Raw genomic sequence first — 25854 nt, 5'->3', positions numbered from 1 at the left:
CGATTAAGCAACCTTGCCATAGCGTGCGGCCAAGCCCATGACAGGCCTGCATGAAAGCCCAGCCCGTGCCTCCCCGGCCTCGATAGCTTCCACTCGTGCCTTCCCTCCCCTTTCCGATCGTCCCAGGCGACCTGCGTCCACGCGGTCCATTCTCACGGTGCATGCTATGAGTTTTCTTTCAAACGCGACAATTAGAACCAAGGTACTGTCCCTGATCGTGCCGGTCTGTCTGATCGGTGTGGCAGGTATCGGTGCCGCAGCCTACAGCTTCAAGCAGGCAGACAAGCAATATACGGCCTTCATCGCAGAAGACAGCGTCGCTGCGACCCAGGTATCGCGCGCCTCGACCTTGATGAATTCGGTCGCCTACAGCGCCTATCAGCTGACGGTCTATCCGCAGGGCTCCACCTTCCGCGCCGTGGCGCAGAAGAATTACGAAAGCGGCAAGAAAGTCATCGGCACGCTACTCGCATCTGCCAAGCAGCTTATTCCCGGGCAGGCGAATGACCTGTCGGCGTTCGAAACCCGCGCGGCTGCAATCACCGCGATGACGGACAGGGCGGTTGCCTTGACCGAACAAGGCCAGATGCAAGATGCGCAATCCGTTCTTGCTCAGGTCGACCCGGATATCGCCAAGATCCGTGACGACTTCAAGGACTGGAATGTCGCGAATACGAAGAGGGTTCTGGACAATAGCGCCGGGATCACTGCGCAAATCAATTCAACACTCATCACCCTGATCACGACGCTCGGCGTGCTGTTTGCCGCTGCGATCGCCGCCTCGCTGTTCGTTGCCTCGCGCGGCATTTCCAGTCCAATCGACATGCTGCGCCAGCGCATGGCGTCACTTGCCGGCGGTCAGACGAACCAGGAGGTTCCGGGGCTCGGCCGCAAGGACGAAGTGGGCCATATGGCCGAAGCAGTCGCCGTGTTCCGCACCAATGCGATCGAGCGCGCCAAGCTCGAGGAAGAGGCCCGCGCCAACCGCAGCCTTTCCGAACAGGAACGCGCCGCCCGCGAAGAGCAGAAGGCGAAGGAAGCTGCCGACGTGAAGTTTGCGGTCGACAACCTCGCAAATGGCCTTTCGCATCTGGCAGACGGAGACCTCGCATACCGGATCGGCAAGCCGTTCACCGAAACGCTGGATGGCGTACGCCACAATTTCAACGCCTCTGCCGACAAGCTGCAGGCAGCCATGCGCGGCGTTGCCCAGAATGCCCGCGGCATCGATGCCGGTGCCAACGAGATCAAGTCGGCCGCCGACGACCTGGCCAAGCGCACAGAACAGCAGGCCGCAGCGCTGGAAGAAACGGCCGCGGCACTTGAACAGATTACGACCACTGTAAAGGATGCCGCCAAGCGTGCTTCCGAAGCCGGTGCCCTTGTCGCCCATACCCGTCAAGGTGCTGAGAAGTCCGGAGAAGTCGTCCAGACTGCCGTGAAGGCGATGGAGGAGATCGAAAAGTCGTCCGGCGAGATCGGCAACATCATCGGCGTCATCGATGATATTGCCTTCCAGACCAACCTGCTGGCACTGAACGCCGGTGTGGAAGCAGCACGCGCCGGTGAAGCCGGCAAGGGCTTTGCCGTCGTCGCACAGGAAGTTCGCGAACTTGCGCAGCGCTCGGCCAATGCAGCCAAGGAAATCAAGGCGCTGATCACAACGTCGAACGAGCAGGTTCGCAATGGCGTGGAACTGGTCGGAGAGACCGGCAAAGCACTGAAGAACATCGTTTCTGAAGTTCAGGAGATCAACCGCAACGTCGCGGCGATCGTCGAATCCTCGCAGGAACAGTCATCCGGTCTCCAGCAGATCAACACCGCCGTCAACCAGATGGACCAGGACACGCAGAAGAATGCTGCGATGGTCGAGGAATCCACTGCCGCCAGCCATAGCCTGGCCCGCGAAGTCGCGTCTCTGAATTCGCTGCTGGCGCAATTCAAGCTGGCCGATGGCCATGCTCCGGCAGCCGTTCGCCCGGCGGCAAGAAACGATGCACCGGCCGCTTCGCCGGCCCGGTCACTCGCCCGCAAGGTCGCAGGCGCGTTTTCCGGCAATGCAGCCGTGGCGCAGAACTGGGAAGAATTCTAAGCCTCACGGTTCAGCATAATCCAGACGACAGGAAGGCGGGACAGCGATGCCCCGCCTTCTTTCATTTCAAGGCCGGCGTTACAGCCAGCCTTTTCGCTTGAAATAGAGATAGGGCACGGCCATCGAGAAGATCATCATGATGATCGCCGAGTGATATCCGTAATGCCATTGCAGTTCCGGCTGATAGGCGAAGTTCATGCCGTAGACGGAAGCGACCAGCGTCGGCGGCAGGAACATGACCGAGGCGACCGAGAAGATCTTGATGATCTGGTTCTGCTCCAGATTGATCAGGCCGAGCGTCGCATCGAGCAGAAAATTGATCTTGTTCGACATGAAGGCCGAGTGATCGCCAAGCGAGGTGGCATCCCGCTGCAGCAGCTTAAGCCGCTGGCGGACTTCCTTTGAAAGCTTGCGGTCAACGCCATCAAGCGCCGCATAATAGGCGACCACACGGGAAACGCTGACAAGGCTTTCGCGCACCACGGTGATGAACTCGCCCTTCTGGCCGATGGCGCGGATCAGTTCCTGCAGGTCACGTTGCTTCTTGTTGGCCTTCGAGGCTTTGGCTTCGAAGACGTCGCGGGAGATCTGGTCGATATCGGCGCCGAGCCTTTCCAGCGTATCGGCCATGCGGTCGATGATCGCCTCGACCAGACCGCTCATGATCAGCTCGCCCGTGGCCGTATGCGTGCCGAGGCCGTTTGCCTTGCGGGCACGCGCCATGAAGGCATCGAACGGACGCGGTTCGGCATGACGGACGGTGACGAGGATCTGCCCCTTGATGATGAAGGTGACCGGCACCTTGATCGGCGTGCCGGCATCCGGGCGTATCAGCACGGTCATGGTCATGAACTCGGCGCCGTCCTCCTGATAGAGACGGGCGGAAAGCTCGATATCCTCCATCTCGTCCATGGTCGGTATGACGAGGCCGAGACATTCTCCGACTTGGCGTTCTTCTTCTGCGGTCGGGCTGATCAGATCATACCAGACGACGGAGGCGCTACGTTCAGCGGATTGGATTTCGGTCTGCGCAACAGCTTTTTCGCCTTCGAACGATTGGTCGAAGACTGCAGGTACAAGGCGGTCAAGGTCATAGGCGTGGATGCGCAGCATGACGGCTCCTTTTCGGACCATCTGGTCCCCGGAGCGCATCACCGAGAGAACGGATCAGAGCCCCGAAGCGGCAGGTCTATCTATTGACGTCGAACTTCGACTGTCGGGGTTCATCTCGGTTTGTCCTTTGAAAGAGCGACGCCCGGACGGGCAGCCGCTTTGAGGCTCACATGGGCCTGTCGCACCGGAAAGTCAATGGGAATGATGGCGGTCGAAAAATGGCAAGGATGCGACCTCGCTGCCAGCAATCATCACTTGTAAATTAGGCTAATCTAATATAAATTAATCTTGTCGCCATTTCCCAGATCAACCGGCGATGGTCCGAAGCACAATCTTCGGCCGGGCACACCCCTGCCCTATTCGGCTTGGCATTCCCCCGATTGGCCACCCGACAAAAAAGCCGCCGGAACAGGAACCGGCGGCCTTTTTGTTTATGCGATCCGTCTATCGAGCTGATCCGGCTGGCTCAAACGAACTGAGACAGGCCCGGCACCGAGGCGATAACCGTGTCGACCACTTCATCGCCGGCATGTTCGCGGGCAACTGCCATAGTTTCCTTGGCAAGTGCCGTGATTTCGCCCATGCCGAGACCCTGGGACATGAGCTGCTGGCCGAGCGCCATGACGCCGCCGCCGAAGCTTGCCATCAGGCCTCCAAGCAGGCCGCCGCCGCCAGCGCCTTCGCCGTTGAACTGGGCCACCAGTTCGGGAGCGCCCGGGATTGCTTCAATCATCTTTGCTACCGCGCCATCATCGGCCTCGCGCTGCAGGAAGCCGAGCATCATGCCGATCGCCTTTGCGGCTACATCGGGCGTGATGCCGACGCTGTCGGCGACGCGGGAAACCAGTTCGTTCATCAGGATGTCTCCTCAAAATTCTGACGTTGACGTCAAAGTAATACACATTCAGCCACGGCAAGACCAGCCATGACGGGAGATTGGAACATTGTTATTCGCGATCCGGGGATGGCAGCGCAAGTGCTTAATCGCCGCCACCGATCAATCCCGCGTTTCTCCCAGTGTATCGGCCATGTAGGCACCGCGTTCTCCCATGGGCCGCGGCGTGCCGGTGGTCGAGTCGCGCGTCGTCTGGTGCTCCAGTTCAGCGTTGATCTCGGCCCCGACGATCACGATGATGGCTGATATCCATGTCCAGACCATGAAACCGATCAGCGCGCCCAATGTACCATAGGTCGCGTTGTAGTTGGCGATATTGGAGAGATAGAAGGAGACGCCGAGGGAGGCGGCGAACCAGAGGAGCGTGGAGAAGACAGCGCCCCATGTGAGCCAGCGGACCTTGGCGGGCTCGCGGCTGGGGCCGAACCGATAGAGAGCCATGATGCCAAAACCGACGAATACCATCATGATCGGCCAGCGGGCGACGCGAATGATGAGTTCGGCCCAGCGATCCAGCCAGAAATAGTTCAGCACCGCCGGCACGACGCCCATCGAAAACAGGATGACGATGGCGATCAGGAAGGCGCCGAAGGTGAAGGCGAGCGAGACGAGATTGAGGCGGACGATGCTGCGTTTTTCCTTTTCGCGATAGGCAACATTCATCGCATCGAACAGCGCCTTGATGCCGTTATTGGCGCTCCACAGGGCCAGCGCCAGACCGCCGACCAAACCTGCCGACAGGGTGGCGCCGCGCTCTGCCGACAGCGCCCTCACCTGATTGAGAAAGATGTCGAGCGCGTCCGCGGGCATGACGGAGCCGAGCGAAGCGATACGGTCGGCGATCGCCGCGGGATCGGCCATAAGCCCATACAGAGAGACGAGCACGCTGGCGGCTGGAAAGAGAGCCAGAAGAAGATAATAGGTGACGCCGGCCGCAATCAGCGTGACCCTGTCTTCCATCACCCCGGAGACAATCCGCCAGAAGACATCCTTCAGACCACGAGCCGGAATTTCGGCCGGCTTATCGGCGTCGCGCCCTCGTCCGTGAGGCGGACCAGAAATATTGTCCTTGTCGATATGTCCGGTGCCGTTCTCCAGCAGGTTGCCGCTCGTCGTCATATGGCCCTCGCCTTCGCGTGATCTGATCGCTCGGGGCCTCGGGAAATCGTTGCCGCCCGCCAAAGCCCGCCGTATAAGCATTTGAGAACAAACGCCGCGAGGGAGCGCAGAGTTGCATGACGGACGAGACGGGTAAGCTCTTCATCGGCGGCAGCCGCAAGCCGGACGACACGCTGAACAAGGCGGAATATCTGGACCTGAAATTCGGCAACCGCCACGGTCTGGTGACCGGGGCCACCGGCACCGGCAAGACGGTGACGCTGCAGGTTCTGGCGGAAGGTTTTTCCAAGGTAGGCGTTCCGGTTTTCGCAGCGGACATCAAGGGTGACCTTTCCGGTGTCGCCGCCAAGGGAGAATCCAAGGATTTCCTGCTGAAGCGCGCCGAACAGATCGGTTTTCAGGATTATGACTTCGAACAGTTTCCGGTGATCTTCTGGGACATCTATGGCGAAAAAGGCCATAGGGTGCGCACCACGATCGCCGAAATGGGACCGCTCTTGCTCGCCCGGCTGATGAACGCGTCCGAGCCGCAGGAAGGTGTGCTCAACATCGCCTTCAAGCTGGCCGACAAGGCCGGCCTGCCGCTTCTGGACCTCAAAGACCTCACCTCGCTTCTCAACTACATGGCAGAGAATGCGACCGAGCTTTCCAAGGAATTCGGCCTGATCTCCAAGGCTTCGGTCGGCTCGATCCAGCGGGCGCTTCTGGTGCTGGAACAGCAGGGTGCGGAGCATTTCTTCGGTGAACCAGCCCTGAAGATCACCGACATCATGCGGGTGAACCCGAATAACGGTTACGGCCAGATCTCCATTCTGGCCGCCGACAAGCTGATGATGAACCCGCGGCTTTACGCGACCTTCCTTCTGTGGCTGCTTTCCGAACTGTTCGAGGAACTGCCGGAAGTGGGCGATCCGGACAAGCCGAAGCTCGTCTTCTTCTTCGACGAGGCGCATCTTCTGTTCGATGAGGCGCCAAAGATCCTGATCGACCGGGTGGAGCAGGTGGTACGCCTTATCCGCTCCAAGGGCGTCGGCGTCTATTTCGTCACGCAGAACCCGCTCGACGTGCCGGAAACGGTGCTGGCACAGCTCGGCAACCGGGTGCAGCACGCGCTGCGCGCCTATACGCCGCGCGAGCAGAAAGCGGTGAAGACGGCGGCCGATACGTTCCGCCCCAACCCGGATTTCGACTGCGCAACCGCGATCACCCAGCTTGGCACCGGCGAGGCGCTGGTCTCGACGCTGGAAGCAAAGGGCGCACCTTCGATGGTGGAGCGCACGCTGATCCGCCCGCCGTCGGGCCGTATCGGGCCGCTCACCGATGCCGAGCGTCAGGGGATCATGGACCGCAGCCCAGTTCTTGGGCTTTATGACGAAGATATCGATCGCGAAAGCGCCTTCGAGATCCTTGCCTCTCGCGCCAAGCAAGCCGCCGATGCGGCTGCCGCCAGAAACGCACAGGACGAACTCGACCCCGCGCCGCCTGCCGGTTCCGGCGAGACGACCGGCTGGACTTTGCCGGGCTTCGGCGGTGGTGACGACGATCAGGACCAGCAGCGTGGGCGCAAGACCGTCGGCCGCTCGGGCTACCAGCGCGAGACGATCGTGGAAGCGGCGATGAAGAGCGTGACGCGCACGGTTGCCACGCAACTCGGCCGGGCTATCGTGCGCGGGATTTTGGGGAGCTTGAAGCGGTAGGAACGGAGGCGCTCATTACAACGTCAGACGTGATGGCGCAGGACAATTCCCCCTCTGGCCTGCCGGCAATCTCCCCCACAAGGGGGGAGAAAATCCGCGACAAACTTCTGCCCTGATTTGGCTTCAACGTCTCGGCTGGGTTAAGCCCTCCCCCTTGTGGGGAGGGTTGGGAGGGGTCTTTGATTATCTACCTTCCCGGTGCCACCAGGCAGAAGAACGCACCCTGTGGGTCCGTCGCCTGGACGATCCAGCTGCCGCCGGGCACTTCCTGCGGGCCAAACACCACCGCGCCGCCATTTGCCTTGATCCGGTCGATCGCTGCGTCGATCGCCTCGACATTGAAATAATAACTCCAGCAGGCCATCGGCACGGTTTCGGGCCTCGTCATCATGCCACCGATGGCTTTGCTTCCATGGGCGAAGATGCGGTACGGCCCCATCGCGCCCATGTCGAAATCATGGTCCTTGGTCCAGCCGAAAACCTTGGCGTAGAAGTCGAAAGCCTCGTTGACCTCACCGGCGTAAAGCTCGCGCCAGCCGACATTGCCCGGGTCTTCCGGTCCCAGTTCGCGTGGCGGATTTTCCGGTGGGATCGGCGTCATGATGCAAAGCACTGCGCCATGCGGATCGGCGACCACGGCAAACCGGCCGATGCCTGGAATATCGTCCGGCTCGCGCTGAACCCGGCCACCGAGTGAAACATATTCCTTCGCCGTCTCATCCACGTCATCGACCGCGACGTAACCCGTCCAGTTCGGCGGCAGCTTGCCTTCCAGTTCGGGCGGGAAATTCATCATGCCGCCGATGCCGGGGCAGTTTTCTCCCTCCCCCATTTCGAACAGATAATAGGACGGCAAATCCGGCATCTGTATGGAATTCACCTTCCAGCCGACAACGGCGGAATAAAAATCACCGGCGGCCCTGGTGTCGGAGGTCATCAGCTCGCACCAGATGAATTTTCCATGAGTGGCGGAACGCGTGTTGGAAGCAGTCTGCAGCATGGCACTATCCTCGTGATCGGTTAGGGAAAGGAAGGCTCTCAGCCTTTGCGGCGATAATGCGCTTCCATGAACTGTTTCCAGCTGCCATCCGGTTGCCTGGCGCTGGAGGTGAAAGTGCGGTGGTCATCGGACAGGAAGGTGACCTGCTCGCGGTAATCGGCCATGCCCTCACCGCTCATCGTCGGCCCTGTCGTATAGAGACTGAGCGTCTTGCCATCCGGCTCGACCTCGCCTTCGTAGACCCAGAGATAATCCATCATCGAACCAAACCAGGTGCCGACATATTTGCCCTTGGCGGCGTCATGTCCGAGCGTGAGCATGGTGGTTGCGGGTTCCCCTCCTTCGCCGCCGTCTCCTTTCGGCATCATGCCGGTGCCTTCGGCGATAATCCAGATTCCCTGAAGCGAACGGACGTTTTCGACCCATGGCATTTCGCCGCTCATATCCGAGGTGACATCCCAGGTGCCGACCATCTTCTCCAGAAACCCGTGCTCGGGGCGCGGTTTTGCCATGACCATCGTCATTGTCTTTTCCTCCCTGAATATGAAATCTGCACCGCCTCAATGGCAGCAGGATGAACCCTTCTCCTTTGGCGCCGTTTCATATTCATCGTGGCGCTTCAGGAAACTCATGGTCGAGGTTTCGTTACGACCGAGCGGCGCACGGTCGAGCAACATCAGCGTGCCGCAGACCTCTTCGCCGCCGCGGGCGTAGGTCGAATAAGTGTGAAAAATCTCGCCCGCCTCGTTGCGGTAGAAGGAGGACATACCGTGTTCCTCGTCGGCGATCTCGCTCGTCGGCACCTTGCGGTAATTGTATTCGACGGCACCGGATGCCCGCTCCTCATCCGAGAAGGAGACGTTGTAATCGTAGTTGAAATCATCACCAAAGGATGAGACCCAGGGGAAATTCCAGCCCATGCGCTTGCGATAGGCCTCGATCTTTGCGAGCGGTGCGCGAGAGACCGCCACCCAGGTGACATCGTGATTGTTCAGATGCGGTAGCGCGCCTTCGACATGATCGCAGAAGAAGGAGCAGCCGACACAGCCCTCGTCCCAATCCGGGCCGAGCATGAAATGATAGACGAGCAACTGGCTGCGGCCATCGAAAAGCCCGGCAAATGTCTTTCGGCCGGCAAGCGTCTCGAAGGCATACTCCTTGTCGACCTTCACCCAAGGGAGCGCCTGGCGCGCCGCCCGCACTCTGTCGCGCAAGCGGGTTTCTTCCTTCTCCAGTTGCAGAAGCTTCAGGCGCGCATTGCGCCATTCACTCGTTTCAACGATCGGATTGTCCGGGGCGTTTTTCGCGGATGCGGTGATATCCATGTCTTGGACCTCCTCTTCCTTGACAGATTACGTTGATATCAACATGATTATTGCATGCTGTCAAATTCCGAATCAATTCCATTCTCCACGACCCTGCATGTACGGGACACCTGCCTGTGCCTGCATGTGCAGCGGGCGGCACGGGCGCTTGCCCGGCGTTTCGATGTGGCGATGAAACCTATCGGGCTGAATAACGGGCAGTTTTCGCTGATGATGTCACTCAACCGCCCGGTGCCGGCGACGATGAAATCGGTCTGCGATCTGCTCGCCATGGACCGCACGACTTTGACGGCGGCGCTCAAGGTTCTGGAACGGCGCGAGCTGGTCAAAACCGAGACCGACCCGAAAGATCGCCGCGGGCGACTTTTGACGCTGACCGAAGCGGGGATGGCGATGCTTTCCGCAGCCTTGCCGATCTGGACACGGGTTCATGCGGAAATCGATGCTGAACTGGGTGCTGGCGGATCGGATGGGGTGCGGCAATTGCTGGCAGGATTGAAACAAGCCTCCTAGACACGTTTCGCGTTCAGAGTGCCGTCAGAAAACGGTTCTAAGTCTCCGGCGGGATAAACCTGAGGAGATCCATGATGCGCAGACATTTCCTGGCACTAGGCACAATCGCATTTATGTCGCTGGCACCACAGGCCTTCGCGGCCACGGCTATCAATGTCATCGAAGACGGCGAAGGCGGTGGCCCCATGAGTCTCAAGCTGGACAAGTCCATCATCAAGGCCGGTGAAGTCGTGTTTTCGGTGCACAATGCTGCGATGACCGAGGAACACGAGATGGTGCTGGTGAAACTGAAGTCTGCCGGCCAGAAGCTTCCCCTCATGGAGAGCCGACATCGGATTGATGAAAAGCAGCTTAAGAACCTTGGCGAGGTCGCAGATCTCAAACCAGGCGCGAACGGTTCATTGAAAGCCAGACTTTCACCCGGCCATTACATGCTCTTCTGCAACATCATGGGCCACTATGAAGCGGGCATGCACGAGACGCTGACCGTCACGAAGTAAAGCAGTCGCCGGACGACCAGTTCTGCCAAATCGAAAGCGAATTCAGATGACATCGCCGATTACCTATTCTCTGCCGCAGCGTATTCTCCACTGGCTGACTGCTGTACTCGTGTTATTCAACCTGCTTTTGCCGGACGGCATGAATGCCTGGCAACACGCCATGCGGCGAACCGGAGCCGCCACCGTGGATCAGATCGCCTCGGCCAATATCCATGCCTATGCCGGTCTTGCGGTGCTGCTTATGGTGTTGTTTCGGCTTTTATTGCGCAATACCCAGGGCGTTCCTGCTGCGCCGGTGAGTGAGCCTTCGATATTCAGGCTCGGGGCAAAAATCGCGCATGTTCTGCTTTACGGATTGCTGCTTATGATGCCCTTGACGGGTATCGGCGCCTATTATCTGGGCTGGGGCAGTGCCGGAGACCTCCACGCGGATATTCTCAAAGTCATTCTCTGGCTGATACTGGCAATGCATGTCGCTGGCGCACTGGCTCATCATTTCTATTGGAAAACCAATGTGCTGCGGCGCATGACGATAGGTTGACCGATCGAGCAATTACACAGCAACGAAACGCCCGGCTCATCACCGGGCGTTTTTGATGTTGATGTCACCGCCGCTCAGGCTGCTTCAGTCTTGTCGAAATCCGTCGACACGGAGATCGCCCTTACCCGTGCCAGCAGCGCAGTGTCGGAGGCGATCTTGGCTTCGATGGCGGCGACCGTGTCGCTGCCGAGCGGCAGGCGGACGGGCGGATTTTCCATGTCGACGAAATCGATCAGCAGCTCGGCCAGTTTCTGCGGATTGCCGGGCTGGTTGCGGCTGATGTGTTTTGCCTTTTCGCGCACCACGCCGGCAGTTTGCGCATAATCGGCGATTTCGACCGGGCTGATGCTGAGCGAATTGCCTTCGAGGAAATCGGTGCGGAAATAACCGGGTTCGATGGCGGTGGCATGGATGCCGAGCGGGCTAAGTTCGTCAGCCAGCGCTTCGGTCAGGCCTTCGACGGCGAATTTTGCCGAGCAGTAGACGCCGAAGCCGGCTGAACTGCGATACCCGCCGATGGACGAGAAGTTGAGGATATGGCCCGAGCGCTGGCGGCGCATATGCGGCAGCACGGCGCGGGTGACGGAGAGAAGCCCGAAGACATTGGTGCGGTAGATTGCCTCGACCTCCTCAGCACTCGCTTCCTCGATGGCGCCAAGCAGGCCGAAACCGGCATTGTTGACCAGAACATCGATGCGGCCGAAGCGGGCAATCGCGGCCTTGGCGGCATCATGGGCCTGGCTCTCGTCGTTGACATCGAGTGCGACGGCTAGAAGGTTCGGATGATCGTCGAAACGTTCCGTCACCGATTTCGGATTGCGGGCGGTGGCGACGACGTTATCGCCCTTTGCCAAAGCCTTTTCGGTGATCAGGGCGCCAAAACCGCGGGATGCACCAGTGATGAACCATGTACGCATTTTGAAATCTCCTGTTGGTTGATGCCTTTCCGTTGATCGGCGGCTGAGGAGATTTTTACGCCAGCATGGCTGGTGAGATAATCGACTGGATTCTCTTCGAGTTGATGAGTAGAATTCAGTAATGGCAATCTTCTCCCCCACCGATCTGTCGCCGTTTCTGGCGCTGGCGCGACACAAGAGCTTTCGGCGCGCGGCCGACGAACTTGGCTGCACACCGTCTGCGCTCAGCCATTCGTTGAAGGCGCTGGAGGAGCGGCTGGATGTGCGGTTGTTCAACCGCACGACGCGCAGCGTGGCACTGACGGAGGCCGGCGAGAGGCTGCTTTCGCGCGTTGCCCCCGCCTTCCGCGATATCGAGGATGCGCTGGACGACCTCAACAATTTTCGCGGCACGCCGGTCGGGCGGTTGCGGATCAATGCCTCGCGGCCTTCGGCGCGGATGGTGCTTCTGCCGCTCGTCGCGCGGTTTCTGGAGGCGCATCCGAGGGTCGGCATCGAAATCGTCATCAACAACGAACTGGTCGACATGGTGTCGGAAGGGTTCGATGCCGGCGTGCGTTTCGGCGAGATCATCGCGCAGGACATGATCGCCGTGCCGATCGGTCCAAGGCAGCGGACCGCGATCGTCGCGACGCCCGCGTTTTTCGAGAAACATCCGAAGCCGGTAACGCCGGAACAGTTGAAATCCCTGCCCTGCATCGGCTTTCGTTTCGGCACCGGGCGGCTTTACGCCTGGGAATTCGAACGCGGCGGCGTGGAATTGTCGGTGGAGGTGGATGGCGCCCTTGTGCTCGACGATCAGGACATGATGGTGGATGCAGCACTTGCAGGTGCTGGCATTGCCTTCACCTTCGAGGATCAGGTGAAGGACCTGGTGTCGGATGGCCGGCTCACGCGCGTGCTCGAAGACTGGTGCCCCTATTATTCTGGCTTCTATCTCTATTACCCGAGCCGTCGCCAGATGCCGGCGGCCTTGCGCGCCTTCGTCGATTTCGTCAGGGCGGACAGAAATGGGCAATCCGCATGATACGCGGCAAACGCGCATAATTGCCGCAGATATCAGTTAATCTTGATTTCAACACAATCATGGATTACATAAGCTTCATCGGCATTGCTGATGAGCGCTTAACCCATGTGCTGCTCGCAATTGCCGCCGCTGCTTACAGCTTTTGACCACGGATGTACTGGCACTGGTGGATAAAGCGGCGATGAGAGAGGTCGGAGCAATATTGCCCCGGCCTTTTTTCGTTTTTACACCCGACGTTCTGAGGCCGATCAGGGCTTGATCACCGCCGCTATGCGTGGATCGTCAGCAAAATCGGCAATTGAAAATCCCATTCTCAGTAGCGGATGATTGCGGATCGCCTGTACGCCTGCCCGTGACAGGCGAATTCGCCATGTCTGCCGTTCTGATGGTTCAGGCGCAGCAAAGGCGGAGGCCATCAGCAGCGCGATATTCAACCCGCCCTCAGGATCGCGAACAGAACGGTAGACGATCGCTTCGGCATCGGCGCTGCGGGCGGTTTCAGCGAAAGCCTGGCAGGCAGAGTAGTCCTGTCGATCTTCCCAGGCCGCACGATCCCGATCGAATGGGGCTGTGGTGAGGTCCAGGATTTTGGCGCTGTCGATCAAGACCGCAAAGGCCGTATATTCGGCGGGATTGGACGGCAGCGGCGTGGCCGGAGATTCTGCGAAGAACAACAGCCGGTAAAACGCCATTTCGGCAATCGCGGTGGAAATCTCGAAGGCCGCGTAAAAGACTCCCGGTGTTTTGCCGGCGCGGCGAAAGCGAGAGCCATGCGGATAGGCCGCGCCGTAACGGAACGGCGTCTTCAAAAGATAATCCAGCCCTTCGCATTCCGGCGGATAGGCAGGCTTGGTTTCTTCCAGAAGGTTTTCCAGAAGCGCCTGCTCATCGACATGATCGACCAGCTTCATCGTCGAGACACGATGCTGCGCCTCGACGAGACGCCAGACAGTCGTGCTCAGCCGTCTGAACTCAGACGAGAGCGCGGCGGGCATCCAGATAGGCAAGGACATCAGTCAGACCGGAAATGGAGAGGATCTTGTCGGCGGGAATACCGGAGAGAGCCGTATTGTGGTTCTTCAGCCAGGCGCGCGCCACCTGCTCGTCGCCGCCGGTGATGGCATCGAGCGAGCGGAAAAGGCGGATCAGCAACAGCGCCAATTCAAAGGGTTTCGTCCCCTTTTCCAAGAGATGGTCCAGTCGCTTCATGCGCGACACGGATGCTTCCGACACCCCGACAATGCCGGCGAGCGTGCGGGCGCTGAGGCCAAGCCGGTCGGCAGCCGCAACAGTGGCCTTGGTCACCACCTGCGCTTCAGAGATGACGAGATCCGGCGTTTTCGATGCGTAAGCCATGGCATTTTTCCTTTCTCAAGAAATAATATAAACGATATCTTTCCAAAGACAATGGATTTGCAGATTTTCGCATGAGATGACCCGATGGCTTTTGGCTGGAGCAGCGAATAGTGTTTCGCCTATTATTCTAGCCAAGGATCAACCGATGCCATCTGTCGAATTGCTGATCACGTTCTTCATCACGACCGCGGTGTTTGCCTATATTCCGGGGCCTGCGATGCTCTATGCCGCCGCCCAGACGATGGCGCGCGGACGTAAAGGCGGGCTGATGGCAACGCTCGGCATTCATCTGGGCTGTTATGTGCATGTGGTGGCTGCCGCGGCCGGGCTTTCCGTTCTGTTTCATGCGGTGCCGACGCTTTATCTTGCGGTGAAGATGATCGGAGCGGGATATCTGATCTGGCTCGGCATCTCACTTTTCCGGGCGAAGACGAGTGGTGATCCTTCACTGCCCGTGATCGGCCAGAAATCTGCCCGCCGTGCCTTTCTGGAAAGCATCACGGTCGAGGTTCTGAACCCGAAGACGGCAATCTTCTTCATGGCCTTCCTGCCGCAATTCGTCGATGCGTCGGCCGCCTTTCCCGTCTGGCTGCAGTTCCTGATCCTCGGCGCGGTGGTGAACTTGACGTTTTCTTCGGCCGATCTCGTCTGCGTGTTTCTCGCAGGTGTCGTCGTCAAGGGCCTGAAGAAATCGGCTGCGGCACAAAGGATGATGCAGCGGGCCGGCGGGGCGGTCCTGATCGGGCTTGGTGCTCACCTCGCTCTGCAGCGGAATTGAAATGACAAAACGGCCGGAAGCCCCGAGGCTTCCAGCCGTTTTGAGAACATGGCCCGGATGCCGCCCGAAGACGGCACCCTACAGGCCTATGATGTTCAGGCAACCGTGACCGGAACTTCCGTGGCGGTGCGCATGGCGTGGCTGTAGGGGCAAACGATATGCGCCTTGGCGACCAGATCTTCGGCCTGTGCCTTGTCCATTCCGGGGATCGAAACGGAGAGCGAGACTTCGATACCGAAGCCGGTGCCGTCTTCACGCGGGCCGATGCCGACCGTTGCCGTCACCTTGGCGTCTTCCGGGATCTTCACCTTTTCCTTGCCGGCAACGGCCTTCAGCGCGCCGAGGAAGCAGGCGGAATAACCGACTGCGAAAAGCTGTTCGGGGTTGGTGCCGGTTGCGCCGTCGCCGCCGAGTTCCTTCGGGACTGTCAGCGTGACATCGAGAACGCCGTTTTCAGAGGCGCCGTGGCCTGCACGGCCGCCGGTGGCAGAACCCTTGGTGGTATAAAGAATGGGCATGTTCGTACTCCCTTCGGTTAAATCGTTCGCAATTCAATTGCGTGCAATAGATTTATGCGCATTGCATTCTGACGTCAAGCCTGCGAGAATAGATTATGAAAGAGATAGAGCACGGTTTCGTGATGACAGGGGCAGAGCCGAATAAAAACGATGAGGTCGAAAGCCGCGAGGCAGCAGCCGGCGGGCTGGATGCGATGCTGTGTTTCGCCATTTATGGCGCGGCGCATGCGTTTACGCGCGCATACAAGCCCCTGCTCGAACCGCTCGGACTGACCTATCCGCAATATCTGGTGATGATGGCACTCTGGGCGGAAGATGGTCAGAAGGTGAAGGCGCTCGGCGACAGGTTGGGGCTCGACTCCGGCACGCTCTCGCCGCTCCTCAAGCGACTGGAGCAATCCGGCCTCGTCAAGCGCAAGCGCGATGCGGAAGACGAACGGCAGGTGAAGATCACGCTGACGCCGCAGGGGCTGGAGCTGAAGGATCGGTCAGCCGGCGTGATGCAAGCCATCGGCAAGGCGACAGGATGCAGCCTCGAAGAGGTGGGAACGCTGAGGGCCGCGCTGGTGGGGCTGAAGGATCGGCTTGAGGGGGCGGAGGAGCGGTAGCACCGGCCCCTGACCGGGCCATCCAACCGTATCTTTGCGAACCGGATTTGACGACCAAGCTCGACCGATCCGTCCCTGGGGAGCTTGAACAGACCATCAAGTACGGGCGCCAAGCTTGCCGAGGGATATCTGCATATGTCGCGGACGGGTCGATTATTTGAGCTACTCGGCATACTGCGAGCACGCAGGATACCCGTGACCGCCCTCGATCTCGCGGATCGGCTGGGCGTGTCGGAGCGGAGCATATACCGGGATATAGATACGTTGCGCGCTTTGGGAGCGCCGATCGATGCACAAGCGGGCATTGGCTTTTGTCTGAGAGATGGCTACTTCCTTCCAGAATTCGCATTTTCACCGGACGAACTGGACGCGATCAAGCTCGGCTTGAGTTGGGTGCAGCAACGCGCCGATCCGGCGCTGGCACATGGCAGCGAAAGCGCATTGGCAAAGATCCTTTCCGTTGGAAAGGCAGCTTCTGCGACGAGCGATGAAGCGTCTGGCCTTATAACGGCGGCGCCATCGTCGGAGCTTGTCGACCCTCCACACGCCGCATCATTGCGAGAGGCCATTCGTCGGCAGCGCAAAGTCGAGATCAGCTATGAAGACGCTCATGGTTCATTGTCGGATCGCACCATCTGGCCGATAGCCATCGTCTATTTCGACGGTGTGCGGGTACTCGCCGCATGGTGCGAACAGCGATCGGCCTTCCGTCACTTCCGCATAGATCGGTTGCAACTGACAACCGTTTTGCAGGAGCGTTATCCCGGCCGACGACAATCGATCGTGAAACAGTGGCACGAACAGGATCGCGACTGGCGTTCACTCCTGACAGTTTCTGACAAATGAACACGCTATTCGTTTGCCGGGTGCACGCCCTCCGAGCAAAGTGTTTAAGAAAGATAAGCGAATGGCTGAATTGTCCCCAGCTGCAGTCGAGGTCTTCCTGAGTGAAGCCGACGACACGCCCATCGTGATGCTGAACCTGATCAACTTCAAACCCGATGGCGGACGGGAAAGGTATCGCCAATACCATAAGATGGCCAAGCCGATTTTGGCCCGCTTTGGCGCACAAATCCTGTTTGGCGGTGACGGCCTGCCTGTGCTCACCGCAGGGCCGGCAGCAGGGTGGGATGCTGCCGTGCTGGTTCAATATCCAAATCGGTCGGCATTCAAGAATATGGTCGCCGATCCTGAATATCAGGAGGCATTCAAGGTCGGAATTTCGGCCATTGCGGATATCGTGCTGCAGCCCATGAAGCAGATGCACGGCCTCATATAAGAGGAGCATTTGCGGTTGGCCCGGTTGGCTGCCCGCGCGGCTCAATCACCCTCCGGCATCCGCTTCGCCCGCAAGTCAGCCGTGATGCAAAGCCTGCATCACGGCTCGACCAAGTCATCACGCCGAAAATTTTACCATCACGCCGCGCTGGCGAAAATAGGCCTGCATGAGTTTGCGGCCGGAACGGTTGTTCTGCGAGATCTTGGCCGGATCGAAGACGGCTTCCTTCTGGCCGGCCTTTGCCAGAGCAGCTTTCAGAGATGCGATGTGGGTGTCGATATCGGCATTGTCAGCGTGGAGCGATTCATAGATGCGGTCGGTTGCGTCTTCTACGGTCAGTTCGGTCATGTTGCGCTCCTGCTTTTATTCGGCTGGCGCTTAACACATGTTTCGGTGCGATCCTAGAAATGTTCGCGTCGACTGACGTGCCGGAAAGAAAATCCCCGGCACGAGGCCGAGGATAATATCCTGAGAAGAGTTCCGTTATTGCCAGACCACGATGCGTGTCTTGGCGGGAACGCGTTCATAAAGGTCTACGATGTCCTGGTTCATCAGGCGCACGCAGCCGGAGGAGACGGCCTTGCCGATGGAGTTCCATTCGGGCGAGCCGTGCAGGCGGTAGAGCGTGTCCTGGCCGTTCTGGAAGATGTAGAGCGCGCGGGCGCCGAGCGGATTGTTGAGGCCGGGAGCCATGCCGCCGTTTTTGGCGGAATATTTGACCAGTTCCGGCTGGCGGGCGACCATCTCATCCGGCGGGGTCCATTTCGGCCATTTCTGCTTCCACTGGATGACGCCCTCGCCTGACCAGGAAAAGCCTTCGCGGCCGATGCCGACGCCGTAACGCATGGCAGAGCCACCCGGCTCGACCAGATAGAGGAAGCGCGAGGGCGTATCGACGACGATCGTGCCGGGGCGCTCGCCGGTCGGATCGACGACGCGCTGGCGATAATAACGCGGATTGATCTTCTGATAGGGGATGGCCGGGATGACGAAACCGCCATCTTGCACGCTGCCATACATCTGGGCCGCATCGGCATCGTATCCGGCCGGCTCCGGCGGCTGTGTGCTGATGCCGTCTCGATAGGTGATGACCTGCCCGCCATATGGCGTGGTCGAGGCACAGCCGGCAAGCGTCGAGGCTGCGCCCGCGCCGAGAAGAGTAAGGAAGCTCCGGCGAGAGAAAGAAGTGTCGAATGTCATGTCAGGGAGAACCATCCAGAGGAACGCGATAACGCAAAGCTTAATCGAACGATCTCGAAGGCGAAAGGTTCCAGCAGCATATGCTCCACCTCTAAGAGACGGGTCTGCGGCAAATCGGCAACGTTTACATTGACCGAAGGAACGCAAGAAGCCGCCTTGCGGGCGGCTCCAGGCTTATAATCAACGGATAATCGGTCAGGTAACGACGATCGGAGTGCCGTTCGGAACACGATCAAAAAGATCGATGACATCCTGATTGAACATGCGCACACAGCCCGAAGACGTGGCCTTGCCGACAGACTGCCAGTCCGGCGTTCCATGGACGCGATAGAGCGTGTCCTTGCCATCCTTGAAGATATAGAGCGCGCGGGCACCGAGTGGATTGTTGAGCCCTGGGGTCGCGCCGCCCTCGGCGGCAGCAAACTGGCGCAGGCCTGGATCACGGGTCACCATCTCATCGGGCGGCGTCCAGCGTGGCCATTTCGCCTTGCGCTGGATCACGCCGCGACCGGACCATGCGAAGCCGGCCTTGCCGAGCCCGACGCCATATCGCATCGCCTTGCCGCCCGGCTGAACCAGATAGAGGTAATGTGCACGGGTATCTACGATGATCGTGCCCGGCGCCTCGTTGGTGCGATAGTCGACTTGCGACCTCAGGAAACGCTGATCGACGCGCGAATAGGGGATCGCCGGAAGCGTGTGGTCGGCGTCGCGCGTGACGTCGTACATGGTTCGATAGACGGGGTTGGAAACAGGCAGGCCGTAGGTCGCGCCGAGATCGTATTTCTGGTGGAAATCCGACGGGTAGAGCTGACGCTTCTGCGGGATGGCGCCCGGCATTGGCGGCGGCTGGTTAGACGGAGGATCCTGATAGGGCGGGACGTGGAAAACCGGAGCCGTTTCCTGAACGAAAACATTCGGGTTCACGCGGCTGGTATCGGTGACGAACGGAACCTGGCAACCGGCGAGCGCCGTCGTTGCAATCAGTGCGGCCGCAAGACCGGTGGCGCGGCGAAACGATGAAAATGTGTTCGGCATAAAGACCCGCTCGAGCAGATGACGTCTATGTACACTCTGGCAGGTGGCGCTGGCGCGAAGCTGGTGTGTCTGGCGCAGCGCGCATTCCCGCGATCAGGAACGGTTCGAAACATGTTTAATCAAATTTAAATGCGCCCAGGCTAGATCTCACACGACGGTGCAAGAGGTTCAGCCGCGATGGGAGCGGTGGTGATCGTCATGTAATCGGTTCAGACAGCATCCCTGCGTATGACAGCATTTTCGCACGGGATCGCCCTTTCCCAATAGGAAGCGAAATGCAGTTCCTCGAAAATGCAAAAATCCGCACGAAGATCGTCGCGGTCATCGCACTGATGGGTGCAATCGCACTCATCGGGCTTTTCTATGTCAGCATGCAGTTCAAGAATGCCGACGAACGATACTCCTATTTCATTTCGCACGAGAGCACGGCTGCAACGCTGAATGCGCGCGCAACGGCCGGATTGCTGCAGATGGGCCTGCAGCTCGGCCTGATGCAGGTCAATGATCCGGCCTCGCCGGAATTTGCAGCTGCCGTGAAAAAATACGAGGGCGACCGCGACCTGATGAAGCAGCGCGTCGGCATGACCGTGGATCTCGTACCCACACGCCGCGCTGCCGCCGACGCCATATTGAAGGCAGTCGATGAATTCGACCAGCTGGGTCAGCAGGTCATCACGCTCGCCAAGAACGGCCAGGCGATCCAGGCACGCGCTGCCATGCGCGATGCCGGCGCCAAGGTCATGCAGGTCCTGCCGCTTTTCGCCTCCGGTAATGACGAGTTGATGAAGACGGTCGATGCCGGCACCGCCGAACTTCAGGCCGATACCAACGACACGATCATCACCGGCGTGATTGCATTGGGCATTTCGCTTGCCGTGCTTATCCTGCTTGGCCTCTACGTCGCCTCGCGCGGGATTACCGGCCCGATCGCTCGACTGAGCGACCGCATGGCGGAACTTGCTTCGGGAGAAACCAATCGCGAGATCCCTGGTCTCGACCGCCGCGACGAGATCGGCACGATGGCGCAGGCGGTTCAGGTGTTCAAGGACAACGCCTTGAAGACGCAGGCGCTTGAAAGCGAAGCGGAAGCACAGCGTAGCCTCACAGAAGAGCAGCGCCAGCGCAATGCCGAGGATGCCCGCATCCGTGCCGAAGCGATGGCTGAAGCCACGAATGGCCTTGCCACGGGTCTCAAGCACCTCTCCTCCGGTGATCTGACATTCCAGCTCAACCGGGCCTTCGCCCAGGAATTCGAAAGCCTGCGCGCAGATTTCAACGCCACAGTTTCGCAGCTGCGCGGAACGCTCGGTTCGGTCGCCCAGGCGACAAGCTCGATCGATTCGGGCTCGCGCGAGGTCAGCCAGAGCGCCGACGATCTTTCCAAGCGGACCGAACAGCAGGCCGCTTCACTGGAAGAAACCGCCGCTGCCCTCGACCAGATCACGACCAACGTGTCGAACTCGTCGAAGCGTGCGGAAGAAGCCCGCACCGTTGCTATCCAGGCAAATGAAAGCGCCCGCCAGTCCGGCGTCGTCGTTGCCAACGCGGTCAACGCCATGGAACGGATCGAGGAATCGTCCGGCCAGATTTCCAACATCATCGGCGTGATCGATGATATTGCCTTCCAGACCAATCTTCTGGCACTCAACGCCGGCGTCGAGGCCGCGCGTGCGGGTGAAGCGGGCAAGGGCTTTGCCGTTGTCGCACAGGAAGTGCGCGAACTGGCACAGCGTTCCGCCCAGGCCGCCAAGGAGATCAAGGACCTCATCGGCAAGTCGTCCGTCGAGGTCGAGACCGGCGTCAAGCTGGTCAGCGAAACCGGCACGGCGCTGAAGACGATCGAGACCTATATCGTCACGATCAACCAGCACATGGATTCGATCGCCACCTCCTCGCGCGAACAGTCGGTCGGCCTCGCGGAAGTCAACACCGCGGTCAACCAGATGGACCAGGTGACCCAGCAGAATGCAGCGATGGTTGAGGAAGCCAATGCCGCAGGCGCCACGCTGGCCACGGAATCGGGTCGCCTGCGCGAACTTGTATCGCAGTTCCAGCTCGGCCAGGGCTCGAGCGCAGGCTTCTCGCAACAGACAGGTGCACTGCGCCAGACGGCCTCGATGATGGCAGCGCCGGTGAAAGCCGCCTCGCGCGGCACGGCACCGGTCGCCTCGCCAGCACGCGGCATGGTCGGCAAGCTTGCCCAGGCCTTCGGCGGCGGTCGCAGCGGCGCTGCGGCGGCACCGGCAGCGGACAACTGGGAAGAGTTCTGATCATCAGATCAGCGACATGAAAAGAAGAGGCGGGATCAAGATCCCGCCTTTTTTATTGGCTCGACAAACGGCCCCGGCAGCACCCGCGATCAGGCAAACTGGTTGAAAAAATGGATGCTTTCGACAATGGCACCGGGGACGACACCGTTATGCGTGCCCGGTAGCAGTTTCTTTTCGATCGAGACGCTTGCCGATCTGGCCCGCTCCATCAGCAACTCATGGTCCTTGTCAAACGGACGTTCCTCGGAGCCGCGCAGCAGATATGTCGGGCATTTGAGGCTGGCGCCGAAACAGGCGGAGGAGCGCATGACGAATTCCGTCGGATCCTCAGGATCAAACGGCATTTCGTTCGAATATCGACCAAAATAGCGCCAGGCGCTGACACCGGCCGAGATCGGCGCGGCGGCGCGGAATTTGCGCGTCATCGAGGCCAGCAGCGCCAGCGTGCCGCCATTCGAATGACCGGCGATGAAGAAGCGATTGCGGTCTATTCCGGGCAGATTTTCCAGATAGGTCGCAGCCGCCAGCGCATCGGCGGTTTCATCGTAGAAGCCGGAGTAATAACCGGCCTGTCCGTTCTCCCCACGGAAGGACGGCAGAAGAACAACAAAGCCTGCTTCCCAATAGGGCTTCATCAGTTCCCAATGGCCGTCGCCGGTGGCATTTCCGCCGTGAAGGAAAAGCACTGCGGGTTTCAGTGTCTTCGACGGCTCGTAATGGGAAAGCCAGGCGATCAGCTGGATCGAACCATCCGGGCCGCCCGGATAGGTAACGCGTGTTGCACCCGGCGGTGTGCCGAGCGGCGGCGAGACTTCCGGCGACGGCCCCTTGCGCAGGAGAGAGGTGCGAAAATGTTTGCGCGCCTGCGCATAGTCCCGGTTTTCAAGCGGCGGGATATCCGGCGTCGGGAAGGGAGTGGCAGCGAGAGCACTTCTGGAAAGGGCACCGGCGGCGATGCCGGCAAGCACGAGGCGGCGGGTCACGATCATGGGCGAAACATCCGGAAGCGGAACGAACACATGGCACTCTTAGCAGACGATAAAATGCTGCGTGTCACATGTTCGTCAATGGGGCCGGAGGCGTTCAAGAAAACGAAAGCCGGACTGCCGCCCTATTTCCAGCTCAGATGATCGGCAGCCGAGCAGCCACGCGGTGCGCGGTCATCGCCAAAACGCTTCTGCAACTGGCCGCAGCCCCACTCGTTGAGCGGGCCGGGCATGACGTTATTGATCTCCATGCCGATCTGGTCGAATTGCGTCGGCGACGTGGTGACATACCAGGCCCAGTAACCGAGCGCAGCGACCACGACGAGAATGATGCCGACGAGAAGCGTCTTGAAGCCCTGCATCCATTGAAGTTTCTTCTTCGGTGCGGCTTGCGGCTCGATTTCATTGGCATCCGCCTCGGCGGCACGAATCGAAGCGAGTGCCGTCTCGCGCTCTTCTGCCGTCAGGTCAATGCGCTGAAGTCCGGCATCTATCATCACCGGCAGGGCCGTCTTTCCATGGCGGACGGCGGCACCGACCGGATTGCCCTGCGGATCAGTCAGGAACAGGGGCTCCTCATCGCGCCCAAACAGCGTGTAGGCCGTGCGCTTGGTCATGCCGGGCGCGAGCTTGTCCACATAGGTGACGAACAGGCGTTTGCGGCTCTTCTTCGCGGCAGTGACCGCGACCGGGATCAGCGTCAGTTCCGCCGGCCTGCATATCTGGCCGCGCACGCGCCAGACGCGGATCGCCAGAAACACCATTGCGCCGCTGAGAAGCACCATCAGGCCTCCAAGGACGGCGAAGGAGATGGCCCGGTTCCAGAGCTTTTCCAGGCCGAGTGTCAGCGTGGCGAGTTCGGGGCGATCGGCGGCGATGACGAGTTCAGTCATGTAGTCGCCGGAATGGATATCGACAAAGAAGAAATGCGTCTCCGTCTCATAAGCTCGCCCCTGGTAGCTATAGGCAAGCTTTGCCTCGCATTCGGTCATCACGCCCTTTCGCGTGGTGCACTTGCCGTTGCGGATGTCTCCATCCTGCAGCACGAGCGGGTTGCGGCTGATCTGATAGTCACGCCAAAGGCCCAGCCCCTGCCACCAGATGATGAAACCGGCAAGCACCATGATGACCGGCACGAACCAGAAGAAGCCGCGCGGCAGGGAAACCGCGCTGGACTTGAGAGATAGCGGGCGGCGAGGCAGTGCAATTTCAGGAATGGACATCGTATTTCTCAAATATGCGCGTTGGCGATCTCGCCCACGGGGCTTTGAAAATGCAAGGCGACACGGGAAAGCCGCCGGGCGGGACAAGCGGATTGGTGCGTCGCAGAAGGCGCAACCGCTGCGGCCAAAATAATCACCTTGGCGTGAGAGGCATCCGCTAACTGACGTCATGCACAATTTAAGCATGATCGAAAATTTCAGGTTTTCGCCTCGCGTGTCTCGATCATTGCGACAAGCGTTTCCAGCCGGTCGGCATCGCGCGGCAGCTTGTCCTGCCTGAGCCTTGCGATACGGGGAAAACGCATGGCGACGCCGGATTTGTGGCGGGTGGAGCGAGCGATGCCCTCGAAGGCGACTTCCAGCACGAAACCGAAATCGGGCGTTGCCTTGACCGCCCTCACTGGGCCGAAACGGTCGATCGTGTTGTCGCGGACGAACTTGTCGAGCACTTCCAGTTCCGCATCGGTGAAGCCGAAATAGGCCTTGCCGACGGGCACAAGCTGCTCCCCCTCATCCGTCACCGTCCAGACGCCGAAGGTGAAATCGGAATAATAGCTCGACCGCTTGCCGTGACCGCGCTGGGCGTAAAGCATGACGGCATCGATATTATAGGGATCGCGCTTCCACTTGAACCACGGCCCCTTGAGACGACCGGCCTGATAGGGACTGTCCTTGCGCTTGATCATCACGCCTTCGATGACCGGATCGGGCGGATCGGCTCGCAGACGGTCGAGTTCGCTCCAGTCGGTGAAAGGCACGAGATCCGAGAGGTCGAACCGATCGTGAGGGGCGTTTTCGATTACCTGCGCAAGACGATCGCGGCGGGTGAGAAAGCCCTGATCGCGAATATCCGCCTCGCCTTGAAACAGAAGGTCATAGGCGCGGACGAAGGCGGGATATTCGTCCATCATCTTTCCCGTCACCGTCTTGCGGTTGAGGCGCTGCTGCAGATCGGAGAAAGTTCGGGTCGGAGCGTTGGTCCGCTTCGTGCCGCCGACGAGCAATTCGCCATCGATGACGCCATCGAAATTGATCGCCTCGACGACATCCGGGAAAGCGTTGGTAATATCATCGCCCGAGCGGGAATAGAGTTTCTTCGTGCCACTGTAACTCGACATCTGCACACGGATGCCGTCCCATTTCCATTCGGCGGCATAGTCGGCAGGATCCAGCTTTTCCAGATCGCCGTCTTCCACGGGATTGGCGAGCATGACGGAATGGAAGATCGCCGGGGTGGCGAGAACCGGCTTGTCCGCCCTGCCCTCCAGCCAGGCGAACAGGCTTTCGTAGGGTGGTGTCAGGCCATGCCAGAGCGTTTCGATCTCGATGATGTCTTTACCACTCATATCGGCCAGCGCCTGTTTGGCAAGACGCGCGGAGACGCCAATGCGCAGCGACCCGGTGGCGAGTTTAAGGAAGGCGAAGCGGCCTGATGTGTCGAGCTGGTCGAGAAGATCGCGCACGGCCCCACGGACTTCGGTGCGGCCGAGCGAGTTCATCCGCTTGACGACCTCCGACAGACGGGGCTGCGGAGCGTGATCAGCAACGTCCTTGGCACCGCCATCCCAGACGAGCGAGATGGTTTCGGCGAGATCGCCGACATAGTCGTAGGAATAACGGAACAGGACCTCGTCCATCCGCTCCATGACCAGTTCGCGCAGCATCGCGGGCTTGACGCTTTTGAGATCCAGCGCGCCTGCAAGGGCTGCAAGGCCATAACCGCGATCGGGATCGGGGTTGGTGCGGAAATAATCGACGAGCAGGGTGAGCTTGCCGTTGCGGGACGGGGTCAAGACGAGGCGATCGAGGAGTGTGGCGAAGGGTTTCACGGGGAGGTTTTCCCATTCGCTGACGTCTTG

At 59.7% G+C, this 25854-nt stretch carries 27 protein-coding genes; 11 read left to right on the top strand and 16 right to left on the bottom strand.

Annotated elements, in window-relative coordinates:
* The first annotated feature begins 166 nt into the window (after window positions 1-166).
* The gene (locus JZX87_RS05565) at window positions 167-2092 is read left to right on the top strand and encodes a methyl-accepting chemotaxis protein (protein ID WP_206824378.1); all 1926 of its coding nucleotides are present in this window, start codon (window positions 167-169) and stop codon (window positions 2090-2092) included.
* Window positions 2093-2170: 78 nt separating this feature from the next.
* On the opposite strand, the gene corA is transcribed toward JZX87_RS05565, so the two are convergent.
* From corA to JZX87_RS05550, 3 genes are all read right to left on the bottom strand, one after another.
* Window positions 2171-3205 (bottom strand): magnesium/cobalt transporter CorA, encoded by a 1035-nt coding sequence (corA, locus tag JZX87_RS05560; protein ID WP_206824376.1) that lies wholly within the window; start codon window positions 3203-3205, stop codon window positions 2171-2173.
* A gap of 466 nt (window positions 3206-3671) precedes the next feature.
* On the bottom strand, window positions 3672-4061 hold the full coding sequence (locus JZX87_RS05555) for a hypothetical protein (protein WP_148143979.1): 390 nt from the start codon (window positions 4059-4061) through the stop codon (window positions 3672-3674).
* 141 nt (window positions 4062-4202) lie between these two features.
* Window positions 4203-5219: a YihY/virulence factor BrkB family protein gene (locus tag JZX87_RS05550; RefSeq protein ID WP_206824374.1), complete on the bottom strand. Its 1017-nt coding sequence runs from the start codon at window positions 5217-5219 to the stop codon at window positions 4203-4205.
* A gap of 116 nt (window positions 5220-5335) precedes the next feature.
* On the opposite strand from JZX87_RS05550, the gene JZX87_RS05545 reads away from it, so the two are divergent.
* Window positions 5336-6916 (top strand): helicase HerA-like C-terminal domain-containing protein, encoded by a 1581-nt coding sequence (locus JZX87_RS05545; RefSeq protein ID WP_206824371.1) that lies wholly within the window; start codon window positions 5336-5338, stop codon window positions 6914-6916.
* Between the two features lie 187 nt (window positions 6917-7103).
* Here JZX87_RS05545 and JZX87_RS05540 read toward each other — a convergent pair whose 3' ends face one another.
* From JZX87_RS05540 to JZX87_RS05530, 3 genes are read right to left on the bottom strand one after another with little or no spacing between them, the layout of a single operon-like run.
* Window positions 7104-7916 carry a VOC family protein gene (locus JZX87_RS05540; protein WP_206824370.1) on the bottom strand — a complete coding sequence of 271 codons (813 nt, stop codon included), beginning with the start codon at window positions 7914-7916 and terminating at the stop codon, window positions 7104-7106.
* A gap of 38 nt (window positions 7917-7954) precedes the next feature.
* On the bottom strand, window positions 7955-8434 hold the full coding sequence (locus tag JZX87_RS05535; RefSeq protein ID WP_148144097.1) for a DUF1579 domain-containing protein: 480 nt from the start codon (window positions 8432-8434) through the stop codon (window positions 7955-7957).
* A 42-nt stretch (window positions 8435-8476) separates the two neighbouring features.
* Window positions 8477-9241, bottom strand: a complete 765-nt coding sequence (locus JZX87_RS05530; protein WP_206824368.1) for a DUF899 domain-containing protein — start codon at window positions 9239-9241, stop codon at window positions 8477-8479.
* 57 nt (window positions 9242-9298) lie between these two features.
* Here JZX87_RS05530 and JZX87_RS05525 point away from each other — a divergent pair, with 57 nt between their 5' ends.
* The 3 genes from JZX87_RS05525 (at window position 9299) to JZX87_RS05515 (ending at window position 10795) form a co-directional block, all read left to right on the top strand.
* Window positions 9299-9754 (top strand): MarR family winged helix-turn-helix transcriptional regulator, encoded by a 456-nt coding sequence (locus JZX87_RS05525; protein ID WP_206824594.1) that lies wholly within the window; start codon window positions 9299-9301, stop codon window positions 9752-9754.
* Between the two features lie 74 nt (window positions 9755-9828).
* A complete protein-coding gene (locus tag JZX87_RS05520) occupies window positions 9829-10254 on the top strand; it encodes a sulfocyanin-like copper-binding protein (protein WP_286194166.1) in 426 nt (141 codons plus the stop codon).
* A gap of 40 nt (window positions 10255-10294) precedes the next feature.
* The gene (locus tag JZX87_RS05515; protein WP_206824592.1) at window positions 10295-10795 is read left to right on the top strand and encodes a cytochrome b; all 501 of its coding nucleotides are present in this window, start codon (window positions 10295-10297) and stop codon (window positions 10793-10795) included.
* A 74-nt stretch (window positions 10796-10869) separates the two neighbouring features.
* Here the strand turns inward: JZX87_RS05515 and JZX87_RS05510 are convergent, their stop codons facing one another.
* Complete coding sequence (locus tag JZX87_RS05510) at window positions 10870-11712, bottom strand: oxidoreductase (protein WP_206824365.1); 843 nt, start codon at window positions 11710-11712, stop codon at window positions 10870-10872.
* Between the two features lie 121 nt (window positions 11713-11833).
* Between JZX87_RS05510 and JZX87_RS05505 the strand changes: the two genes are divergently transcribed.
* A complete protein-coding gene (locus JZX87_RS05505; RefSeq protein ID WP_206824364.1) occupies window positions 11834-12739 on the top strand; it encodes a LysR family transcriptional regulator in 906 nt (301 codons plus the stop codon).
* A gap of 248 nt (window positions 12740-12987) precedes the next feature.
* Here JZX87_RS05505 and JZX87_RS05500 read toward each other — a convergent pair whose 3' ends face one another.
* Entirely contained in the window at window positions 12988-13752 is a 765-nt protein-coding gene (locus JZX87_RS05500; protein WP_206824363.1) for an RES family NAD+ phosphorylase, read from the bottom strand.
* Complete coding sequence (locus JZX87_RS05495; protein WP_148143990.1) at window positions 13712-14095, bottom strand: MbcA/ParS/Xre antitoxin family protein; 384 nt, start codon at window positions 14093-14095, stop codon at window positions 13712-13714. Before JZX87_RS05495 ends, JZX87_RS05500 begins: the two co-directional genes overlap by 41 nt.
* Window positions 14096-14240: 145 nt before the next feature.
* On the opposite strand from JZX87_RS05495, the gene JZX87_RS05490 reads away from it, so the two are divergent.
* The gene (locus JZX87_RS05490; protein ID WP_206824362.1) at window positions 14241-14873 is read left to right on the top strand and encodes a LysE family translocator; all 633 of its coding nucleotides are present in this window, start codon (window positions 14241-14243) and stop codon (window positions 14871-14873) included.
* A 95-nt stretch (window positions 14874-14968) separates the two neighbouring features.
* On the opposite strand, the gene JZX87_RS05485 is transcribed toward JZX87_RS05490, so the two are convergent.
* Window positions 14969-15391 carry an organic hydroperoxide resistance protein gene (locus JZX87_RS05485; protein ID WP_148143992.1) on the bottom strand — a complete coding sequence of 141 codons (423 nt, stop codon included), beginning with the start codon at window positions 15389-15391 and terminating at the stop codon, window positions 14969-14971.
* Window positions 15392-15585: 194 nt separating this feature from the next.
* Here JZX87_RS05485 and JZX87_RS05480 point away from each other — a divergent pair, with 194 nt between their 5' ends.
* From JZX87_RS05480 to JZX87_RS05470, 3 genes are all read left to right on the top strand, one after another.
* The gene (locus tag JZX87_RS05480) at window positions 15586-15999 is read left to right on the top strand and encodes a MarR family winged helix-turn-helix transcriptional regulator (RefSeq protein ID WP_286194188.1); all 414 of its coding nucleotides are present in this window, start codon (window positions 15586-15588) and stop codon (window positions 15997-15999) included.
* A gap of 135 nt (window positions 16000-16134) precedes the next feature.
* Entirely contained in the window at window positions 16135-16845 is a 711-nt protein-coding gene (locus tag JZX87_RS05475) for a helix-turn-helix transcriptional regulator (protein ID WP_206824361.1), read from the top strand.
* Between the two features lie 61 nt (window positions 16846-16906).
* Window positions 16907-17278 (top strand): DUF1330 domain-containing protein, encoded by a 372-nt coding sequence (locus JZX87_RS05470; RefSeq protein ID WP_206824360.1) that lies wholly within the window; start codon window positions 16907-16909, stop codon window positions 17276-17278.
* Between the two features lie 117 nt (window positions 17279-17395).
* Here the strand turns inward: JZX87_RS05470 and JZX87_RS05465 are convergent, their stop codons facing one another.
* The 3 genes from JZX87_RS05465 to JZX87_RS05455 all read right to left on the bottom strand — a co-directional run bounded on the left by JZX87_RS05465 (window position 17396) and on the right by JZX87_RS05455 (window position 19516).
* Window positions 17396-17626 (bottom strand): hypothetical protein, encoded by a 231-nt coding sequence (locus tag JZX87_RS05465; protein WP_148143995.1) that lies wholly within the window; start codon window positions 17624-17626, stop codon window positions 17396-17398.
* Window positions 17627-17761: 135 nt separating this feature from the next.
* The gene (locus JZX87_RS05460; RefSeq protein ID WP_148143996.1) at window positions 17762-18478 is read right to left on the bottom strand and encodes a L,D-transpeptidase family protein; all 717 of its coding nucleotides are present in this window, start codon (window positions 18476-18478) and stop codon (window positions 17762-17764) included.
* Between the two features lie 195 nt (window positions 18479-18673).
* Window positions 18674-19516, bottom strand: a complete 843-nt coding sequence (locus JZX87_RS05455) for a L,D-transpeptidase (protein ID WP_148143997.1) — start codon at window positions 19514-19516, stop codon at window positions 18674-18676.
* Between the two features lie 275 nt (window positions 19517-19791).
* Between JZX87_RS05455 and JZX87_RS05450 the strand changes: the two genes are divergently transcribed.
* Window positions 19792-21786 carry a methyl-accepting chemotaxis protein gene (locus JZX87_RS05450; protein ID WP_148143998.1) on the top strand — a complete coding sequence of 665 codons (1995 nt, stop codon included), beginning with the start codon at window positions 19792-19794 and terminating at the stop codon, window positions 21784-21786.
* Between the two features lie 89 nt (window positions 21787-21875).
* Here JZX87_RS05450 and JZX87_RS05445 read toward each other — a convergent pair whose 3' ends face one another.
* The 3 genes from JZX87_RS05445 to JZX87_RS05435 form a co-directional block, all read right to left on the bottom strand.
* Entirely contained in the window at window positions 21876-22775 is a 900-nt protein-coding gene (locus tag JZX87_RS05445; protein ID WP_206824358.1) for an alpha/beta hydrolase family protein, read from the bottom strand.
* A gap of 122 nt (window positions 22776-22897) precedes the next feature.
* The gene (locus JZX87_RS05440; protein WP_210348982.1) at window positions 22898-23995 is read right to left on the bottom strand and encodes a hypothetical protein; all 1098 of its coding nucleotides are present in this window, start codon (window positions 23993-23995) and stop codon (window positions 22898-22900) included.
* Between the two features lie 197 nt (window positions 23996-24192).
* Window positions 24193-25824: a cisplatin damage response ATP-dependent DNA ligase gene (locus JZX87_RS05435; protein WP_206824356.1), complete on the bottom strand. Its 1632-nt coding sequence runs from the start codon at window positions 25822-25824 to the stop codon at window positions 24193-24195.
* Between the last annotated feature and the right edge of the window lie 30 nt (window positions 25825-25854).

It is taken from the genome of Agrobacterium sp. Ap1 (assembly GCF_017313375.1).
GTDB lineage: Bacteria > Pseudomonadota > Alphaproteobacteria > Rhizobiales > Rhizobiaceae > Neorhizobium > Neorhizobium cellulosilyticum.
The sequence above is the reverse complement of the archived record's forward strand: the minus strand, read 5'-3'. Positions and strand labels throughout refer to the sequence as shown.

Coding starts and splice junctions, on each gene's coding strand:
- JZX87_RS05450 (WP_148143998.1), top strand. CDS start 19,792: ATGCAGTTCCTCGAAAATGCAAAAATCCGCACGAAGATCGTCGCGGTC.
- JZX87_RS05440 (WP_210348982.1), bottom strand. CDS start 23,995: ATGTCCATTCCTGAAATTGCACTGCCTCGCCGCCCGCTATCTCTCAAG.
- JZX87_RS05505 (WP_206824364.1), top strand. CDS start 11,834: ATGGCAATCTTCTCCCCCACCGATCTGTCGCCGTTTCTGGCGCTGGCG.
- JZX87_RS05540 (WP_206824370.1), bottom strand. CDS start 7,916: ATGCTGCAGACTGCTTCCAACACGCGTTCCGCCACTCATGGAAAATTC.
- JZX87_RS05520 (WP_286194166.1), top strand. CDS start 9,829: ATGCGCAGACATTTCCTGGCACTAGGCACAATCGCATTTATGTCGCTG.
- JZX87_RS05495 (WP_148143990.1), bottom strand. CDS start 14,095: ATGGCTTACGCATCGAAAACGCCGGATCTCGTCATCTCTGAAGCGCAG.
- JZX87_RS05465 (WP_148143995.1), bottom strand. CDS start 17,626: ATGACCGAACTGACCGTAGAAGACGCAACCGACCGCATCTATGAATCG.
- JZX87_RS05500 (WP_206824363.1), bottom strand. CDS start 13,752: ATGTCCTTGCCTATCTGGATGCCCGCCGCGCTCTCGTCTGAGTTCAGA.
- JZX87_RS05455 (WP_148143997.1), bottom strand. CDS start 19,516: ATGCCGAACACATTTTCATCGTTTCGCCGCGCCACCGGTCTTGCGGCC.
- JZX87_RS05565 (WP_206824378.1), top strand. CDS start 167: ATGAGTTTTCTTTCAAACGCGACAATTAGAACCAAGGTACTGTCCCTG.
- JZX87_RS05530 (WP_206824368.1), bottom strand. CDS start 9,241: ATGGATATCACCGCATCCGCGAAAAACGCCCCGGACAATCCGATCGTT.
- JZX87_RS05490 (WP_206824362.1), top strand. CDS start 14,241: ATGCCATCTGTCGAATTGCTGATCACGTTCTTCATCACGACCGCGGTG.
- JZX87_RS05460 (WP_148143996.1), bottom strand. CDS start 18,478: ATGACATTCGACACTTCTTTCTCTCGCCGGAGCTTCCTTACTCTTCTC.
- JZX87_RS05545 (WP_206824371.1), top strand. CDS start 5,336: ATGACGGACGAGACGGGTAAGCTCTTCATCGGCGGCAGCCGCAAGCCG.
- JZX87_RS05510 (WP_206824365.1), bottom strand. CDS start 11,712: ATGCGTACATGGTTCATCACTGGTGCATCCCGCGGTTTTGGCGCCCTG.
- JZX87_RS05550 (WP_206824374.1), bottom strand. CDS start 5,219: ATGACGACGAGCGGCAACCTGCTGGAGAACGGCACCGGACATATCGAC.
- JZX87_RS05475 (WP_206824361.1), top strand. CDS start 16,135: ATGTCGCGGACGGGTCGATTATTTGAGCTACTCGGCATACTGCGAGCA.
- JZX87_RS05480 (WP_286194188.1), top strand. CDS start 15,586: ATGCTGTGTTTCGCCATTTATGGCGCGGCGCATGCGTTTACGCGCGCA.
- JZX87_RS05445 (WP_206824358.1), bottom strand. CDS start 22,775: ATGATCGTGACCCGCCGCCTCGTGCTTGCCGGCATCGCCGCCGGTGCC.
- JZX87_RS05485 (WP_148143992.1), bottom strand. CDS start 15,391: ATGCCCATTCTTTATACCACCAAGGGTTCTGCCACCGGCGGCCGTGCA.
- corA (WP_206824376.1), bottom strand. CDS start 3,205: ATGCTGCGCATCCACGCCTATGACCTTGACCGCCTTGTACCTGCAGTC.
- JZX87_RS05555 (WP_148143979.1), bottom strand. CDS start 4,061: ATGAACGAACTGGTTTCCCGCGTCGCCGACAGCGTCGGCATCACGCCC.
- JZX87_RS05470 (WP_206824360.1), top strand. CDS start 16,907: ATGGCTGAATTGTCCCCAGCTGCAGTCGAGGTCTTCCTGAGTGAAGCC.
- JZX87_RS05535 (WP_148144097.1), bottom strand. CDS start 8,434: ATGGTCATGGCAAAACCGCGCCCCGAGCACGGGTTTCTGGAGAAGATG.